Source organism: Endozoicomonas sp. Z74 (assembly GCF_057680865.1).
In genome coordinates this window covers 1-13334 of the sequence record NZ_JBLYZI010000060.1, presented here as the reverse complement: position 1 = coordinate 13334, position 13334 = coordinate 1, and the positions used below count along the sequence as shown (strand labels likewise).

The following is a 13334-nucleotide window of genomic DNA, read 5'->3' as shown; positions in this document are numbered from 1 at the left end:
CCCCCCTGTTCCCATGCCAGAGCATGGGAACAGCCTTATCTTATTTGAGCCCTCCCTTTTCTGTATCTGTCCCCCAATAACAGGCATACTGGTGCCTTGACCCCTTTGATCGACTAAGAATTCTCAATGAATAGACCCACCCGTTATGCTTTCCTGGCAACCCTGGTGGCCGTTTTGCTCACTGGTCTGCCCACGGCTGGTTACAGTGCAGGTAATGCCGCCCTGGAAAAAAACAGTCCCACAAAAACACAGACGGAGGCAGACATCAGGGAGATCAGCAGCGATATTGAGCAGATCAAGAAAATGCTGAAAGTCCTGAATAAAGAGCGAACGTCTGCCCAGGCATTGATTCAGAAAAACGATGAAGCCATCAGCCGGTTGAACCGGGAGGTTCTCTCCCTGGAAAAACGCCTGGAGGAGGGGCAGGACGAGATAAAAAAGCTCCAAAGCCGTCAGCAGGAACTGACGGCCAGAAGTGAAGAGCAGAAGCAGGCTGTCGCTGCCAGCCTGCGTTCCCTGTACCTGTCCAGTGGCGACAGCCGGATTAAGTTGTTGCTGAATCAGGAAGACCCGGAAGCGGTGTCCCGGCAATTGGTTTATCTGGAAGTGCTTCAGGACGCTCAACTAAAAGCGGTGCGTGAATTCGAACAGACCATTGATGATCTGAATTCGGTTGAGCAGCAACAGCAGGCGCTGTTAACCCGGTTATCCCAGGAAAAGCGGCAGCTTGCCCAGAGAAAAAAGTCGCTGGTCAGCCAGCAGGCGGAGCGAAAAAAACTGCTGGCTAAGCTTGGCAGCCGTTATCAGTCCGGGGGCAAGGAGTTAACCCGCCTGGAGCAGCAACGCAAAAAACTGGAGCAGGTGCTGGCCTCCATCAAAAGCCAGCCTGTCAGTGGTGGTCGTCCTTTCAAAGCCCTCAAAGGGAAAATGCCCTGGCCGGTGAAAGGCAAGGTGCTCTTTGGCTTTAATGAGAAACATCCGGAAACCCGAATGCGCTGGCAGGGGATGTTTATTCAGGTGAAGGCGGGATCACCGGTCAAAGCGGTACATGATGGCCGAATTATTTTTTCGGACTGGTTGCGAGGCTATGGCTTGTTGACCATTGTCGATCATGGCCAGGATTATCTGACCCTGTATGCCCACAACCGGTCCCTGCTGATGAGTGAGGGCGAGTCTGTCCTGGCCGGGGAAACCCTGGCGCTCAGTGGCCAGACCGGTGGCCAGCTCAATGAAGGTCTCTATTTTGAAGTCCGTCATAAAGGCAACCCCCAGAACCCGTCGCTCTGGCTGAGACGGTAACGTCTTTTATTTTCCTTATTCACAGGCTGCTGAAACCCGAAATGGGGGCTTAAAGGGTGTGCAAAGAAATAACGGCATTCGCGGATATCTGCAATACTCCCTGAAGCCCACTTCCAGACCTGTTCTGGAGTTTCGAGTCATTGAACCGATAACCTACTCGACAAACAGTTGATCTTTAGTGATGCCCTAGGGGCACGAGTACAGCCGCTATACTTCTCTGACTCTAATAAAGCACGCAGGAGCTTTCATGATTTTGACCTTTCATTCTAACCGGCTATTCAAAGCGGAAAGGCTCCTCAGAGCATTTACTCTGGTGGCGGTTGCCTGTTTTACGTCGGTTTCCTGGGCAGCCCCGGTTGGGGAGGAGGCTCCGGCCGCTCCTGAAAAAACAGCTCCGGTGAAAGTGGCCCCGGCAAAAGAGAGTGAAAAACCGGTAACAGCGGAGGCTGGGCAAGAGAAAGCGGCAGCCCCCCAGGCAAAGCTGCCTCTTGAGGATCTGCGGACATTCACTGAAGTGATGCAGCGAATCAAGAAAGCCTATGTTGAGGAAGTGGATGACCGAACTTTGCTGGAGAATGCCATCCAGGGCATGCTCAGTGGTCTTGACCCCCATTCTGCTTACCTGAAGCCCCAGGATTTTAAAGAGCTGGAAGAAAATACCTCCGGTGAGTTTGGTGGGCTGGGTATCGAAGTGGGCATGGAAGACGGTTTTATCAAAGTCGTCAGCCCCATTGATGATACCCCCGCCTCAAAGGCAGGTGTCCAGGCCGGGGACCTGATTATCAAACTGGATGATGTGTCCGTTAAGGGGCTGACCCTGATGCAGTCCGTTGAAAAAATGCGGGGTAAGGCTGGCACTCCCATCAAGCTGACCATTGTTCGTGAGGGTGAACAAAAACCTCTGGAGATTTCTCTGAAGCGGGCCGTGATCAAGGTTCAGAGTGTTAAAGCCAAAACCCTGGAAAGTGGCTATGGCTACATTCGCATCAGCCAGTTTCAGGCTGATACCGGCAAAGAGCTGGTGGAAAGCCTGAACAAACTGAAAAAAGACCAGAAAGACCACAAGCTTAACGGCCTGGTGCTTGATCTCAGGAACAACCCTGGCGGGGTTTTACAGGCCGCAGTGGGGGTGGTTGATGCCTTTATCAAGAAAGGCCTGATTGTTTATACGGAAGGAAGGATTCCCAATTCGGAACTGCGTTTCAACGCCACTTCAGACGACCCATCTGAAGGAGTGCCTCTGGTGGTATTGATCAATGGTGGCTCGGCTTCTGCTTCTGAAATTGTTGCCGGAGCCCTTCAGGACCACAGTCGCGCGGTATTGCTGGGCACCCAGTCGTTTGGCAAGGGGTCTGTGCAAACCGTTCTGCCCCTGAGTGTCGACTCTGCAAAAGGGTTGAAGTTGACCACGGCTCTTTATTATACCCCCAAGGGGAGGTCCATCCAGGCAGAAGGCATCAAGCCTGATATTGTGGTGCAAAGAGCCAAGGTGACACCTATTGATGCCCCGGCACAATATAAAGAGGCAGACCTTCAGAGGCATCTTTCCAATGGCAGCTCCAGTGGCAAGAAGGCCGATGATAAGCGCAAGCCGAAAAAGTCAAAGGTGAAAGACAAGGCTGAGGAAGACATTGCCAAACAGCTTGCCCAGGACTTTCAGCTGAGCCAGGCATTGAATGTGCTTAAGGGCATGCATATCAATGCCAAGGCGGCTCCGAAATCCGAAACGGCGTTGGCGGTGACACCAGTGAAAGCGGCTGCAGTCAACTCAGTCAATAAGAAAGCGCCATAGGCTCTTCCACTTCTGCAGCTTTCATTACCTGTTGGTGAAGGCTGCCAGCCTGCATATTGCATGCAATATGCAGGCTAGAACCGATAAGAGACTCCGAGACTGATCATAGGCTGCCAGCGGGCATTAGCAGGGTCAGAAAACCCCTCTTTCAGAATGGATTTCAGGCTGTTCACCGATGGGCTGACCACCGTGGGAGCCTCCTGCTCTGTTTCATAAAAAGCGCCGATGTCTACCCGCACACCCAGGTCTCTGGTTTCATCCACCAGCTTTTTCCAGCCGACGCCGAGATAGGCTTTATTGTTGTAGCGGACCAGATTTGATTCCCCGGCCGGGCTGTGAAAACTGCCTGCCGACATGCTGAAGTTGTTGTTGAATGGCTGGTAGTCAATGCGCAGTCCCCTGGCCGTATCTGCCGGGGTGATGGAGTGGTTGCTGAGGGCAATGGATGAGGCTTTCATGGGCAGGTTGAGTTCTGCCTCTGTTATTCCTTCGCTATGGACCGGTGGTGGAAAGGACTCCTCGGCTTCTTTACTGTCTGTCTCGGCTGTTGCCTGGCCTGCAGCCATAAGTATCCCTGCACTGACCAATAAGAGCTTCAGTCGCGTTTTTTTTGTCCTGAGTCCGGGCAACAACTGATGGTCATTCATTACACCTTTCCCTCCGTGACCGGGAAGTGGGTGGCTGGATAACAGGGATTGCGAATGTGAGTCGTTTTTATCTGTCAGCCAGGATGACTTTTTTGATGTTACTCTTATCCTCCCCGGATTTTTTACAAGAATCAACTATTCTTCAAAAGATCTTTTTTGAGCCCGGTTATGGTGCATTTTTGTGCTCCCATGAGCACCAATAGTAAACGGTTGATCGAGCTTTTTATCAGGGAGTACGCCATATATAAACGATCGTTTTGTTTTCTAGGTATTTTTCGTAAATCCTTCTGAAGTAACCACTCTGATGCAGCAAACATCCCGCTGATAGACTTAGCCCCTTTTTTTCATGACTGGCTGTGGATAAACCCATGCAGATTCAAAATATGCCCGAATTCGGTGCAGTGCCTCCCGCCGAAATGGCAAAACTGGCAGAGCAGGCTGCGGTCGGCAAAGCGAAGAAGCACCCTGAAATCACCATTGTCCTGGCGATTCTGGCGGGTGTCTTTATTGCTATCGCAGGTATGTTCTACACCGTGGTGACGGCGGGCTCTCAGGGAATGCCCTATGGAATGGCTAAATTAATCGGTGGCATTGTATTCAGCACCGGTTTAATCCTGGTCATTCTCTGTGGTGCAGAACTGTTTACCAGCAGCACACTGCTGTTGATGGGCAAGGCCACTGGGCGGTTGAAGTTCTCTGAGATCATCAAAAACTGGACACTGGTCTATTTCGGTAACATGGTCGGTTCTCTGCTGTTTGCAGCACTCATTGTCGGGGGCGGTGTCTGGGAAGGAGGCCATGGTCTGGTTGGGCTGTCGTCCATGTACATAGCCAAGGCAAAACTGGGGCACACTTTCGGTCAGGCCCTGGTGCTGGGTATTCTCTGTAATATTCTGGTGTGCCTGACCTATTGGCTGACCCTCAGTTCCCGTACAGCGGTGGGTAAGATGTTTGCCTGTATTCTTCCGGTTGCAGCTTTTATTGCTGCAGGTTTTGAGCACTCCGTGGCTAACATGTACCTGCTCCCAATGGGTTACATGGTTAAGACCCTGGCGGGGCCAGAGTTCTGGCATGCCATTGGGTATACGGCTCAGGATTTTGCCGCCATCAATTTCACCAACATTATTCTGTTTAACCTGATTCCGGTTACTCTGGGGAACATCATTGGTGGGGGTGTCATGGTTGGTTTAAGTAACTGGTTTGTGCATCTGCGGGAGAATGGCTGAAGCTGCCACACCAGGAAAAACGGTCATTGGGGAGTATTGAGTGGCTTGTTCAGTTGATTGCCAAAGGAAGGGGGCATAAACCAGCTGCCACAGAAAGCGATGCCACCTGCCAGTAGCATCATCAGCAGAGGGGCCCACTCCACCCCCTGTTGATGAAAGAATTCCAGAAGGTAAGGGGTTCCCCCTCCAAAAAGACCCACTCCGATATTGACGCTGATGGCTACCCCGGTATATCTGACCGGGGTTGTAAAAAGCTCTACAGCCGATACCTGATAACAGCCGTTGGCAATAGACGCCGGAATCAGGGTGAGCAGGGCGACCAGCCAGAAGGTGCCGGCAATAAAAGCATGGAAAGCCGGCTGGGCAACCAGAATCAGTAGAATGCCACCGGTCGTGAGAACGCTTTTCCTTCCCGTGATATCGGACAGACAGCCTGAGGCCAGTGTCAGGGCTGACAGAGAGAGCATAGTCAGGGTGCTGAGGAGGTAAACGGCCGTTGAATCGTTGTTCAGATGCCTGACTGAATAGGCCGGGAGGTACATATACAGGGCAACCATAATGGCTGCGGCGGATGACAGTGACGTGGCTGTGAGAACGCTTCTGGCATGGTGTTTGATCAGAGTGATGACCGGCACCCGGACAATGCCCCTTTGATGAATTATCTGAGTGAAAACAGGGGTTTCTGAAATGCTTCGACGCAGAAAATAGCCCAGGATACCCACGGCACTTCCGGCAACAAAAGCCAGCCTCCAACCCCAAGCGGTTACCTGTTCCGGTTCCAGCAGGGCATTGACCAGGACGCCTGCGGTGGATGCCATAACCAGCCCCATAACCGCAGAGGCAACAATTGCAGAGGTTACCCGACCTCTAATCCTGGGGGAAATATGCTCAGCGGCAAAGACAATGGCGCCAGGCAGCTCACCTCCCACAGAAAAACCCTGTACCAGTCTCAGGCCTCCCAACAGGGGTAGTGCGGAATAGCCCAGTATCTCAAATCCGGGTAACAGCCCTATAGCCAGTGTTGAAGTGGACATCATGATGATGGACAAACGAAATAACCGCTTGCGACCTATCCGGTCTCCAAAGTGGCTGAACAGGACACCGCCAACAGGCCTTGCCAGGTAACCCACCCCATAGACAGCGAACAGCCAGAGAGCATTGCTGCTCTGTGAAGGCGAAAGGAAAACGTCCATCATGGGGGGCAGAAACACCATCAGGATAGCGAAGTCGTAAAACTCCAGAACAGCGCCCAGGCAGGTAATGAAAACCAGTTTTTTAATCATGACAGTCAGTGGTTGTCAGAAAAGCATTTTTATTTTCCAGTGCATGGAGTTTAATGGCTTTTGTGGAGTTTGCCCGGAAGAAGTCCGATGAGTGGCACACAAGCGTTTTTTGCACAACGATGAAAAAGGCTCATTACCCGGAAACATACCCTCAGCCTGTGGTGGCTGTTAGACACTGTTCGATAAAGAGACAAGTATGAAAGCAGTAGGCATTTTCTGTGGCGCCAATGATGGGGTCAGACCGGAATACTATCGGGCCGCAGAGGCTCTTGTGGATCACCTGGTGAGCCAGGAAATCACCATTGTCTATGGAGGTGGTAACGTTGGCCTCATGGGGGTGGTGGCCAATCGAGCCCTGGCCAGGGGCGGAAAGGTGATTGGTGTTATTCCCCAGGCTCTGGTGGATCTGGAGCTTGTGCATAACGGACTTTCGGAGCTGATTCTGGTTGAAAACATGCATGATCGAAAAGCCAGAATGAGTGAGCTTTCCGATGCCTTTATTGTTCTGTCCGGAGGCTCTGGCAGCATGGATGAGTGGTTTCAGGAAGTGACTCTCAGGCAGGCCGGGTATCATGACAAAACCTGCTCCCTGTTGAATACAGCCGGTTATTATGACCATCTGCTGGCCTGGCTGAAACACTCTGTTCAGGAAGGCTTTTTAAAACAACACTGGTTTGACCGCCTGATTGTAGAGGAGTCCCCGGCCAGGGTGGTGGAGCGTCTGTTGGAGAACGCGCTGTGAACCCTCTGCTGATTTATCTTCATGGCCTGAACAGCTCTTCCCAGTCCCATAAGGCAAGGTTGACGGCTGACTATATCCAGCAGTGCGATCTTGACCTGGCGTTCTGGGGTCCCGACTTACCAATGCTTCCCAGGGATATATCGGTATTTTTGCAATCCCAACTTGAGAACAGCGTAGGTAGTCGACCGATTTATATCCTGGGCAGTTCACTGGGCGGTTTTCTGGGGGCCTGGCTCCAGAACTGGTTACTACCAAAAGCCGGCGACTACCCTGTCCGGCTGGTCTTGATTAATCCTGTGGTATTGTCCGCCAGCCGGTTTGAAGATTTTCTTGGCCCCCAGAAGAACTTCCATACTGGCCAGGAGTGGGTCTTGGATCGGGATTATATTGATCAGTTGCTGGTGCTTGAGGTTGATCCGCCTTCAGAGCCGGACTCTGCTCTGCTAATGGTTCAGACTGGCGATGACGTCCTGGATTACCGTGAGGCAGTGTCCAGGTATTCAGACAGTCCAATGGTGGTTCAAGAAGGGGGAAGCCACGGGTTTGATCATTTTGAGGAAGCTTTACCCGATATTATGACATTTTTCGGGGTCCCCTCCGAATAGCCATGACCAGTGCTTAATTCTGGCTAAGGGCTTTGGTCTGGATGGTGTAGTGACGGGCACACAACTCCTGCTTCAATCTCTGCCTGTCGATGGCTCCCTCCGGGGTTTTCGGAAGCTGATCAAGTAGAGCCAGGCGGACGGGCAGCTTGTAGGCAGCCAGGCTGGGGGTCAGCCATTCGCGGACTTCCCCGAGGTTTAAAGAGGCCGTTTTGGAAACAATACAGGCGCAGATGGCTTCCCCCCAAATTTCGCAGGGTGTCCCCAGTACGGCACACTCACTGACACGAGGATGGTTATCCAGTACCACTTCCACCTCCCTGGCCGAAACCCGGTAGCCCCCGGCTTCAATGGTTTCAGGATTGCGTTGCCCCAGCAGCTGGTAAATATCCCCCGATCGAATGGCCAGATTGCCGGTCCGGAACCAGCCATGGTCATAGCTCTCCTGTGTTACGTCAGGGCTGCCATAGTATTCCTTAAAGAGCTGTGGACTGCGGACTTCCAGCTCACCGGGACCTGTGGCCAGAACTCTGCTTCTGTCGTCCACAACCCTCAGGCTGACCCCCGGGAAAGGTTCTCCAGCAATGCCGGGGTATTGCCGGGTGTTACTGGTTTCATGGAGAATCAAGCCTGATTCCGTGGTGCCATAACGAAACAGCAATGGTTTGCGGGTAATCTGCTGCCATTGTTCCTGAAGCCCCGGGGGAATGGGAGTGGAGCCGGTGATGCACTGGCGGAGTTTCTGTGCTCCCTTCTGCCAATGTCTGCGCTGATGGTCTGGTGCTTTATGCCAGGCATCCACCAGATATTGATAGAGGGTGGGGACAGCGGTAAACAGAGAAGCTTTGCCCGTGGAAAGGTGCTTCCATATTGGCTGGACTTTGAAGTTATAAACCATTTCACAACAGCTCCCGGCGGCCATGGCGCTGAGCAGGCCGCTGATCAGGCCGTGGGAGTGGGCAAGGGGCATGACATGGAGGAGTCTGTCTTCCGGCTGCCACTGCCACAGTTGGAGCACCGCTTGCACCTGGGCCATCAATGAGCGAAAAGAGTGTACCACCGGGAAGGGGTGTCGGGTTTTACTGGAAAACAGAATCAGGGCGTGGTCTTCTGTGCTGGCCAGTTTTAGAGGGGCTGGCGTTTCACTCAAGTCACGGGTGCAGACCAGCTTGATATTGGCAGACTGGGCCAGATAATGGGCTTCAGCGCTGAGTGAGGGGGGGTATATCAGCCGCTTGATATCAAGATTTCGCATTCGCCATTGCCACTCGGGCAGGGACATCATGGGATCCAGCGGGACGGCTATGGACTCCGCAAGCCAGATGGAAATCAATGCCATGGCCGAAGAAGCCTGGCGGTCAGCGAGAAAGGCGATGCATTCTCGTTGAGATGGGTCTGAGCCCCCATCGGCAGGGGGGGCGATAGGCTTGAATGCGCCCTGTTTCAGGGTATTGGCCAGATGGCGTGCCTGGTTGACCAGGTTGCCATAGCTGTGGCTGCCTTCTCCATCAATGATGACGGTTTGCTCTGGTGGGTGGCCAATGATCTGAGACAAAAAAGGCATCAGGCCCTCTGTGATTCCCGAAGGTTGCGCAAGTATAGACAGGCTTTTCTGCCTTGACTTGAAAAATATGTGAATGCAATTGGCAGGGGGTTTGAATACCGGTTTGAACAGTCTGTGCCCTATTCGTTACACTTTCCTATTTCATAACATTTTGCTCACTCCCAACCACCGACTTGTCAGCAAGGACTCATGGGAAACAACGACTACAATGCCGAGGCTATTGAAGTACTCAGTGGCCTTGACCCGGTTCGTAAACGGCCGGGCATGTATACCGATACCACCCGGCCCAACCACCTGGCCCAGGAAATCATCGATAACAGTGTGGATGAAGCTCTGGCCGGCTTTGCCAGCCGCATTCGGGTGACCCTTCACAAGGACCAGTCTCTGGAAGTCATGGACGATGGTCGGGGAATGCCCACCGACATTCATCCGGAACACGGTATTTCCGGTATTGAGCTGATCCTTACCCGCCTCCATGCCGGGGGAAAGTTCTCCAATAAAAACTATCAGTTTTCCGGAGGCCTTCACGGGGTGGGGGTCTCGGTGGTGAATGCCCTGTCGAGCCGTCTCGAAGTGACGGTGCGCCGTAATGCTGTGGTTTCCGCCATCAGTTTCAAGGACGGATACAAGGATGAGGACCTGCGTGAAATTGATACCTGTGGCCGCCGGAATACAGGTACCACGGTTCGCTTCTGGCCCGATGCTAGCTACTTTGATTCGCCGAAATTTTCGGTGCCACGGCTGATGCATGTGCTCCGGGCCAAGGCAGTGCTCTGCCCGGGCCTGAAAGTGGAGTTTGATGACAAAATATCCGGTGATCTGACGGAGTGGTATTACGAAGATGGCCTGAAAGATTATCTGAAAGGCAGCACCCATGAATACCCGACTCTGCCCTCGGAGCCCTTTACCGGTTCCCTGCAGGGAGAAAGTGAAGCTGTGGACTGGGCGGTGCAGTGGTTGCCGGAAGGAGGGGAGCTGCTGGCAGAAAGCTATGTGAACCTGATTCCGACCCCCCTGGGAGGCACTCATGTCAATGGGTTGCGCACCGGCCTTCTGGAGGCGATCCGTGAGTTCTGCGAGTTCCGTAATCTGCTGCCCAGAGGTATCAAGCTGGGGCCCGATGATCTCTGGGAGAACTGTGCCTATGTGCTGTCTGCCAAACTGGCAGACCCTCAGTTCTCCGGGCAAACCAAGGAACGCCTGTCTTCCAGGGAGTGCGCGGGCTTTGTGTCCGGAGTGGCCAAGGATGCTTTCAGCCTCTGGCTGAACCAGCATACCGCCGAAGGGGAACAGCTGGCAGAACTGTGCATCAACAATGCCCAGAAGCGGATGCGAAAAGCCAAAAAGGTGGCCAGGAAGAAGGTCACCCAGGGCCCTGCACTGCCAGGGAAGCTGGCAGACTGTGCCAGTCAGGATCTCAGTATGACCGAGTTGTTCCTGGTGGAGGGTGACTCGGCGGGAGGCTCTGCCAAGCAGGCCCGGGATCGTGAGTACCAGGCCATCATGCCGCTGCGTGGGAAGATTCTCAACAGCTGGGAGGTGGACTCGTCAGAGGTGCTGGCTTCCCAGGAAATTCACGATATTTCGGTGGCACTGGGAGTCGATCCGGCATCCGACAACCTGGATGGATTGCGCTACGGAAAAATCTGTATCCTGGCGGATGCTGATTCGGATGGTTTGCACATCGCCACTCTGCTCTGTGCCCTGTTTGTCAGGCACTTCCGCCCGCTGGTGGAGCAGGGGCATATCTATGTGGCCATGCCGCCCCTTTACCGGATTGATATCGGCAAAGAGGTTTACTACGCCCTGGACGAAGGGGAAAAAGACGGGGTCCTGGAACGGATCCGGGTGGAAAGCAAGCGGGGTAAAATTAATGTCCAGCGCTTCAAAGGGCTGGGTGAGATGAACCCCCTGCAGCTCCGTGAAACCACCATGTCAGCCGATACCCGGCGTCTGGTTCAGCTGACCCTGGATGATTTCACTGAAACCACCCAGCGCATGGATATGTTGCTGGCGAAAAAGCGCAGCAGTGATCGCAAGTCCTGGCTGGAATCCAAAGGGGATCTGGTGGAGATTGCCTGAAGCAAAACATTGGGGGTGGGAGTGCTTCCACCCTCAGAAGCCGGTGAATAGAAGGTCAACGGCTGAGAGAATATCCAGACGATGTCCGCTGATATTGGATAGCTTTCGACGGAGTATACCTGTAGGGATGGCTGCCAGATTGGGGGTATCGAGAAAGTATCTTTCTCCTTCAATGATCAGTTCTGGCATAAGGGTGTTAATGGGTTTTTCAACCCTGAGGGCGGGTATAAGAGGAGCAGATATTACAGTAGCTGTTTCTACCAGCTCTGATTGAAGAACCACAAGGAGTGTGCTGTCTAGCTGGTAAACATCAAACTGACTGACCATGCCAGGCTCCATACTTCTCGGCCAGTGTGCCTTCTCTCTCTATTCTCCGGTTGTATTCTTCAATGGCTTCCTGGTTTTCCTGCTTCCAGCGCTCGGCTTTTACTTTTCTCACTTCTTCTCGCAGCAGATTTTCAAACAGCATCGACAAGGAGCCAAGCCCGCAGCTTCTGGCCTCTTTGAGGAGGTCTTTGTCAATCGATACGCTCGTTCTTGTTTTTGCCATCACTGAACCTCGCCGATTTGTATAAGAGAGTTACTCATATTTGTATGCTGACAGGATAGTAATATATAGCATAAACATTCTTGTAGCGCTCTTCAGTGACGATGTGTTCACCAGTAGGTTATACATTCACCCAATACTTGAGATATTGTCCATTGCCTGTCCTATTTTGATTTCAGGAACAGGATTATGGGCAGGCTATGAAGACAGAAATTTCAAAGTCCACTTTCAAGGCGCAGGCACTCGCAATTATGCGGGAGGTTGAACGCAGTGGCGAGGAGGTTATCATAACCTCCCATGGCAAGCGGGTTTTGGTTCTCAAGCCTTTTCAGGGTGATGGTGAAACCAGGAGTCCTCTGGAACAGTTGGAGGGCAGTGTTCTTGCCTTTAATGACCCTTTTGAATCCGGAACGCTGTAATGACCGTAGATACCTCCCTGTTTGACGACACCCGCACTTTATATGGGCGGATGAAAGCCGCCTGTTCACAGGACTGGCAGGATTACTGCCATCACCGGTTTGTTGAGGGAATTGCCGATGGCAGCCTTCCTGAGGATTGCTTCCGGCACTACCTGCAGCAGGACTACCTGTTTCTGATCCACTTCTCCAGAGCCTATGCCCTGGCGGTGTATAAAGCAGACAATCTGGCGGACATGCGCTCGGCTTCCGATTCCGTGGGCGCCATTCTGGGGGAGATGACCCTGCATCTGGAATACTGCTCACAATGGGGGATGACGGAAGCGGATGTGGTCAAAGTACCGGAAGCCCGGGCCAATATGGCCTATACCCGCTATGTGCTGGAACGGGGTATGGCCGGTGATATTCTGGATTTGTACACGGCCCTGTCTCCCTGTGCGGTAGGGTATGCGGAAATTGGCCGTCGGCTGATCAATGATCCTGCCACCCGAAAGGAAGGTAACCCTTACTGGAGCTGGATAGAGGCTTACGGCGGTGATGAGTATCTGGAGGGTGCGGTTCGGCAGATCCAGTCCCTGGACCGGCTGGCGGAGCAGCGTTTCAATGAAGGGCGGATGGAAAGTCTCTGTCGTACTTTCCGGGAGGCAACCCGGCTGGAGGTTGGGTTCTGGCAGATGGGCTGGGATCGGGCTTTTTAAGGGGCTTTTTCACTTGTCCGGTGCGTAGGTTGCTGCTGATCGAAGTAAAGCGCAACGCCGGTGTGCTGTATTTATACCGGGTTCACGTTGCGCTTCGCCATGTTCAGCAGCAACCTACAGGTGGTCATCCCCATTCACTGCAAACGCGCTGGGGCCGTTATGGTTGAGAGGTTTTCAGGAAGTTTTAGCTTGCTGATTGTTTGTGGTTGAGTTTCTTTTTTACTTGTTGTGAATGACAGATTTATTGAAGCGCTGCTTTGTTGTAATTATGAAGCGTTGTACTTGAATTTATGGTAAATGTTCTGTCAGGGCGCTGTTCAAATTAAGTGTTGCTCTACCCAATGTATAGAAACTTGATCTAAAAAAGCCTCCTCTGAGAAGAGTTGAGTTTTAAGAAACCTTTTCCACCCGAGGTAACGAGACAGGTATTTTGTTG

13 protein-coding genes are annotated in these 13334 nt (G+C 52.8%); 8 read left to right on the top strand and 5 right to left on the bottom strand.

The genetic code is table 11. From position 1 onward, the window contains the following. The first annotated feature begins 126 nt into the window (after window positions 1–126). Window positions 127–1299 carry a murein hydrolase activator EnvC family protein gene (locus tag ACNRUY_RS16645; RefSeq protein ID WP_488112775.1) on the top strand — a complete coding sequence of 391 codons (1173 nt, stop codon included), beginning with the start codon at window positions 127–129 and terminating at the stop codon, window positions 1297–1299. A gap of 247 nt (window positions 1300–1546) precedes the next feature. After that, complete coding sequence (locus ACNRUY_RS16640; protein ID WP_488112774.1) at window positions 1547–3091, top strand: S41 family peptidase; 1545 nt, start codon at window positions 1547–1549, stop codon at window positions 3089–3091. 74 nt (window positions 3092–3165) lie between these two features. Here ACNRUY_RS16640 and ACNRUY_RS16635 read toward each other — a convergent pair whose 3' ends face one another. After that, the gene (locus ACNRUY_RS16635) at window positions 3166–3657 is read right to left on the bottom strand and encodes a hypothetical protein (RefSeq protein WP_488112773.1); all 492 of its coding nucleotides are present in this window, start codon (window positions 3655–3657) and stop codon (window positions 3166–3168) included. 449 nt (window positions 3658–4106) lie between these two features. On the opposite strand from ACNRUY_RS16635, the gene focA reads away from it, so the two are divergent. After that, window positions 4107–4964: a formate transporter FocA gene (gene focA / locus ACNRUY_RS16630; RefSeq protein WP_488112772.1), complete on the top strand. Its 858-nt coding sequence runs from the start codon at window positions 4107–4109 to the stop codon at window positions 4962–4964. 23 nt (window positions 4965–4987) lie between these two features. Here the strand turns inward: focA and ACNRUY_RS16625 are convergent, their stop codons facing one another. Continuing rightward, a complete protein-coding gene (locus ACNRUY_RS16625) occupies window positions 4988–6247 on the bottom strand; it encodes an MFS transporter (protein ID WP_488112771.1) in 1260 nt (419 codons plus the stop codon). Between the two features lie 196 nt (window positions 6248–6443). Between ACNRUY_RS16625 and ACNRUY_RS16620 the strand changes: the two genes are divergently transcribed. Both ACNRUY_RS16620 and ACNRUY_RS16615 read left to right on the top strand, forming a co-directional pair. Continuing rightward, a complete protein-coding gene (locus tag ACNRUY_RS16620; RefSeq protein WP_488112770.1) occupies window positions 6444–6989 on the top strand; it encodes an LOG family protein in 546 nt (181 codons plus the stop codon). Beyond that, window positions 6986–7594 carry a YqiA/YcfP family alpha/beta fold hydrolase gene (locus ACNRUY_RS16615; protein ID WP_488112769.1) on the top strand — a complete coding sequence of 203 codons (609 nt, stop codon included), beginning with the start codon at window positions 6986–6988 and terminating at the stop codon, window positions 7592–7594. Before ACNRUY_RS16620 ends, ACNRUY_RS16615 begins: the two co-directional genes overlap by 4 nt. Window positions 7595–7607: 13 nt before the next feature. Here the strand turns inward: ACNRUY_RS16615 and ACNRUY_RS16610 are convergent, their stop codons facing one another. Then, window positions 7608–9155, bottom strand: a complete 1548-nt coding sequence (locus ACNRUY_RS16610) for an AMP-binding protein (RefSeq protein WP_488112768.1) — start codon at window positions 9153–9155, stop codon at window positions 7608–7610. Between the two features lie 189 nt (window positions 9156–9344). Here ACNRUY_RS16610 and parE point away from each other — a divergent pair, with 189 nt between their 5' ends. Further along, on the top strand, window positions 9345–11237 hold the full coding sequence (gene parE, locus ACNRUY_RS16605) for a DNA topoisomerase IV subunit B (protein ID WP_488112767.1): 1893 nt from the start codon (window positions 9345–9347) through the stop codon (window positions 11235–11237). A gap of 33 nt (window positions 11238–11270) precedes the next feature. On the opposite strand, the gene ACNRUY_RS16600 is transcribed toward parE, so the two are convergent. Both ACNRUY_RS16600 and ACNRUY_RS16595 read right to left on the bottom strand, forming a co-directional pair. Then, window positions 11271–11564, bottom strand: coding sequence for a CcdB family protein (locus ACNRUY_RS16600; protein WP_488112766.1), 294 nt, complete (start codon window positions 11562–11564; stop codon window positions 11271–11273). Continuing rightward, window positions 11548–11787 carry a type II toxin-antitoxin system CcdA family antitoxin gene (locus ACNRUY_RS16595; protein WP_488112765.1) on the bottom strand — a complete coding sequence of 80 codons (240 nt, stop codon included), beginning with the start codon at window positions 11785–11787 and terminating at the stop codon, window positions 11548–11550. The genes ACNRUY_RS16600 and ACNRUY_RS16595 overlap by 17 nt, the downstream gene beginning before the upstream one ends. Window positions 11788–11984: 197 nt before the next feature. Between ACNRUY_RS16595 and ACNRUY_RS16590 the strand changes: the two genes are divergently transcribed. Together ACNRUY_RS16590 and tenA are read left to right on the top strand one after the other, a co-directional pair. Next, window positions 11985–12203: a type II toxin-antitoxin system Phd/YefM family antitoxin gene (locus ACNRUY_RS16590; protein ID WP_488112764.1), complete on the top strand. Its 219-nt coding sequence runs from the start codon at window positions 11985–11987 to the stop codon at window positions 12201–12203. Beyond that, complete coding sequence (gene tenA, locus ACNRUY_RS16585; RefSeq protein ID WP_488112763.1) at window positions 12203–12898, top strand: thiaminase II; 696 nt, start codon at window positions 12203–12205, stop codon at window positions 12896–12898. The genes ACNRUY_RS16590 and tenA overlap by 1 nt, the downstream gene beginning before the upstream one ends. Window positions 12899–13334 lie beyond the last annotated feature (436 nt).

Excerpts from the sequence above, each read along its gene's own strand:
- ACNRUY_RS16645 (WP_488112775.1), top strand. The coding sequence starts at position 127 with ATGAATAGACCCACCCGTTATGCTTTCCTGGCAACCCTGGTGGCCGTT.
- ACNRUY_RS16640 (WP_488112774.1), top strand. The coding sequence starts at position 1,547 with ATGATTTTGACCTTTCATTCTAACCGGCTATTCAAAGCGGAAAGGCTC.
- ACNRUY_RS16635 (WP_488112773.1), bottom strand. The coding sequence starts at position 3,657 with ATGGCTGCAGGCCAGGCAACAGCCGAGACAGACAGTAAAGAAGCCGAG.
- focA (WP_488112772.1), top strand. The coding sequence starts at position 4,107 with ATGCAGATTCAAAATATGCCCGAATTCGGTGCAGTGCCTCCCGCCGAA.
- ACNRUY_RS16625 (WP_488112771.1), bottom strand. The coding sequence starts at position 6,247 with ATGATTAAAAAACTGGTTTTCATTACCTGCCTGGGCGCTGTTCTGGAG.
- ACNRUY_RS16620 (WP_488112770.1), top strand. The coding sequence starts at position 6,444 with ATGAAAGCAGTAGGCATTTTCTGTGGCGCCAATGATGGGGTCAGACCG.
- ACNRUY_RS16610 (WP_488112768.1), bottom strand. The coding sequence starts at position 9,155 with ATGCCTTTTTTGTCTCAGATCATTGGCCACCCACCAGAGCAAACCGTC.
- parE (WP_488112767.1), top strand. The coding sequence starts at position 9,345 with ATGGGAAACAACGACTACAATGCCGAGGCTATTGAAGTACTCAGTGGC.
- ACNRUY_RS16600 (WP_488112766.1), bottom strand. The coding sequence starts at position 11,564 with ATGGTCAGTCAGTTTGATGTTTACCAGCTAGACAGCACACTCCTTGTG.
- ACNRUY_RS16595 (WP_488112765.1), bottom strand. The coding sequence starts at position 11,787 with ATGGCAAAAACAAGAACGAGCGTATCGATTGACAAAGACCTCCTCAAA.
- ACNRUY_RS16590 (WP_488112764.1), top strand. The coding sequence starts at position 11,985 with ATGAAGACAGAAATTTCAAAGTCCACTTTCAAGGCGCAGGCACTCGCA.
- tenA (WP_488112763.1), top strand. The coding sequence starts at position 12,203 with ATGACCGTAGATACCTCCCTGTTTGACGACACCCGCACTTTATATGGG.